Origin of the sequence: Actinocrinis sp., from assembly GCF_035938995.1 — a bacterium.
Lineage (GTDB): Bacteria > Actinomycetota > Actinomycetes > Streptomycetales > Catenulisporaceae > DASZGI01.
This window is the reverse complement of sequence record NZ_DASZGI010000102.1, coordinates 1-2,437: the sequence shown is the minus strand read 5'-3', so window position 1 is coordinate 2,437 and position 2,437 is coordinate 1. Positions and strand designations below refer to the sequence as shown.

At 67.5% G+C, this 2,437-nt stretch carries 3 protein-coding genes; all 3 read right to left on the bottom strand.

Annotated features, from left to right (window positions below; genetic code table 11):
- Window positions 1–1,193: N,N-dimethylformamidase beta subunit family domain-containing protein (locus tag VGZ32_RS06855; protein WP_326885002.1), on the bottom strand; the 1,193-nt coding region annotated here is incomplete at its 3' end.
- A gap of 9 nt (window positions 1,194–1,202) precedes the next feature.
- Window positions 1,203–1,901 (bottom strand): class I SAM-dependent methyltransferase, encoded by a 699-nt coding sequence (locus VGZ32_RS06850; protein WP_326885001.1) that lies wholly within the window; start codon window positions 1,899–1,901, stop codon window positions 1,203–1,205.
- 51 nt (window positions 1,902–1,952) lie between these two features.
- Complete coding sequence (locus VGZ32_RS06845; RefSeq protein ID WP_326884999.1) at window positions 1,953–2,420, bottom strand: SRPBCC family protein; 468 nt, start codon at window positions 2,418–2,420, stop codon at window positions 1,953–1,955.
- Between the last annotated feature and the right edge of the window lie 17 nt (window positions 2,421–2,437).

The following is a 2,437-nucleotide window of genomic DNA, read 5'->3' as shown; positions in this document are numbered from 1 at the left end:
TCGCTGCGCGGCCCCACGACCGTGTACGAGGTGGGCGGCGCGGTCAGATCGCGCTGCGCGGCCCACAAGTGCTGTACTGCCATCAGCTCGCACTCGGGCTCGCCGAACGTGCTGAAGTACCCGTTGTCGAGGCTCGCGTCGCGGGCCGGATCGATCGAGGGATCCCTCCACTCCACGATCGTTCGCCGGCCGTCGGCGTAGCGCATCCGCCACTCGCCGTTGTTGGAGCCGAACATGAAGTTCGTGGACAGCGCCAGCGCCCGGTCGAAGGCGTCCCGCATTTGCTGCGACCAGTATTCGTCGTGGCCGATGGAGAACACCAAACGGTGACGCGGCAGCGAGCCAGGATCGCCGTCCGTGTCGACGTCGGTCTGGTAGGAGACGTCGATGCCGTTGCACTCCAGGAAGCGGACCCAGGGCAGCTCGAGCTCCGTGACCATGTCGTGGAACATCTGCTGGTCGAAGGGCCGATCGAACGACACCTCGAGAGCGTGCATCTTGGTGTTGAACTGGTAGAGGCTCTTGCCGCCCCAACGGTTGTAGGCCTCCCAGGTGTTGACCGGCACCTGGACCAGCACCGCGGACGCCGGGGCCGCCGGACTCTGGCGCACGATCAGCGGAACGCTCCCTACGGCGCCGCCGTGTGCGCCGGCCACGATCTCGAGCTTGGCCTCGTAGTAGCCGGAGACCGCGTCGGGCGGGATCTCGACACGATCGGTGACCCGCCAGGGAGCCCGGAACAGGCCGGTGACGGAGTCGGGTGTGGTTGGCGGGGGCTGTGCAATCGCGGCGCGGCTCGAGCTGCATCCAGGCAGACACATGATCAGGCGCCCCCCAACGCCCTGGTACCACCCCAACCGGTACACAAGCACCCGATAGCGCGAGCCTGGCGGCGCGGCCACGTGCAGGTCGAAGCTTTGCCCCGGGGCGACGCTGGTCTCCGAGGCATAACCGGTGATCACCGTTCCCGCGCCGGCTGGGATCTCCCAGCCGGGGGTGCCGGGGCGCGAATTCTCTCGCTGCACCGGATTGGCGGCGGTGGCTGAAGTCGCGGGCGTCGCGCAGGACGTGCTGCTGTGGCTCGATCCACTGCACGCGCTCAAGACGAGCGCCGCGGTCGTGGCGCTGACGGCGAGGAAGGTCGTGTATGGCCTGGCGTCGGTCGCTCCGGTCGATCCTGGGCGTGTCAGCATGCGATGCATCTACGTCGATCTCGGAACGCCGGAAGGCCCCAGGCCGCGGGACCCGGCAGCGAGGAATGCGGTTCCGAAGAACAACTCCGTCCAGGAGAGATCGGCCAGTTCTTCCTGCATGGCTGCGTGGATCGCCTCCCACGGACGGCGCACGATCCATTCGTCTATGGACGCGAAGGGCCGCACGATCGCGGTTCCGAGCTGCGCCAGCCACCCGGGCGTGTTGCCGGGAACCTTGAGATCCAGCACGACCCAGCGTCCGCCTCCGGAAAGGGCCGCGGCGCCGTGGGCGATGACCTCCGCGCACTCGGGCACCTGCGACAAGGCGTACGTGGAAAGGATCGCGTCGGCCTCTGTTGGGAAGTCGAAGTCGGCGGCGTCGGCTTGCACGAGGCTGACGTTGCTCCAGCCGTTCGTCTGTATCCGATCCTGGGCACGGGCGAGCATCGCGTCCGTCAGATCGACGCCGACGATCCGGCCGTCGGGACCGATGACCTGCTCAAGCAGCGGGAAATTCAGACCTGTGCCACACGCGATGTCGATCACGCGGCCACCCGCTCGAAGGCCGAGCGCTCGTACGGCCCGGAGGCGCTGTGTCTTCTGGGGGTAGCCGGGCGCGGGGTAGAGCCGGGAGGTGACGTCGTAGTGCTTGGCCTTCTTGCGGTATGTCTCGATCAGGTGCTCTCGCGTACGGTCGATCTGGCTCACGGTGTGCTCCTCGATCTCGGTAGCGTCGCGGGAGAACCGCGCGGCACCCCTCTAGAACTCCGCGCCTCCCGGCGTAGCGGAGTCGACCGCGGCCTTGATCGCCGCCATCTCCTGGTCGCTTACGCGCTGGATTCGGCCTTTGAGAATGCGGCCGGGGATCGCCCGCATGATGCCTGCGAGATCGACCTCAATCCACATCTTGGCGTCAGTCTGCTTATCGTCCACCGGTTCGAGTTCCATGCCCCAGCGCGCCGCGGAAGTGCCCATTGGCCCGGCGAACGCCAGGGAGCGGGGCGCCTCGACAACGGTCACCTCCTGGCTCCGGCTGCGAGTCAGCCCGAGTATCAGCTTCGCCCGCTGATCCACCCGCGCGCCGGGCTGAAGCGGAGCTCCTGCGCGAACCCGGCCTTCGAGAACCGTTGGCGCCCACTCCGGCCAGCGTCCGACGTCACAGAGGTACGCCCACACCTCACCGACGCTATTGGCGATCGTTATGCGGCTCTCGGTTCTGATCGTCATCGCAGCTGTGCTCCTTC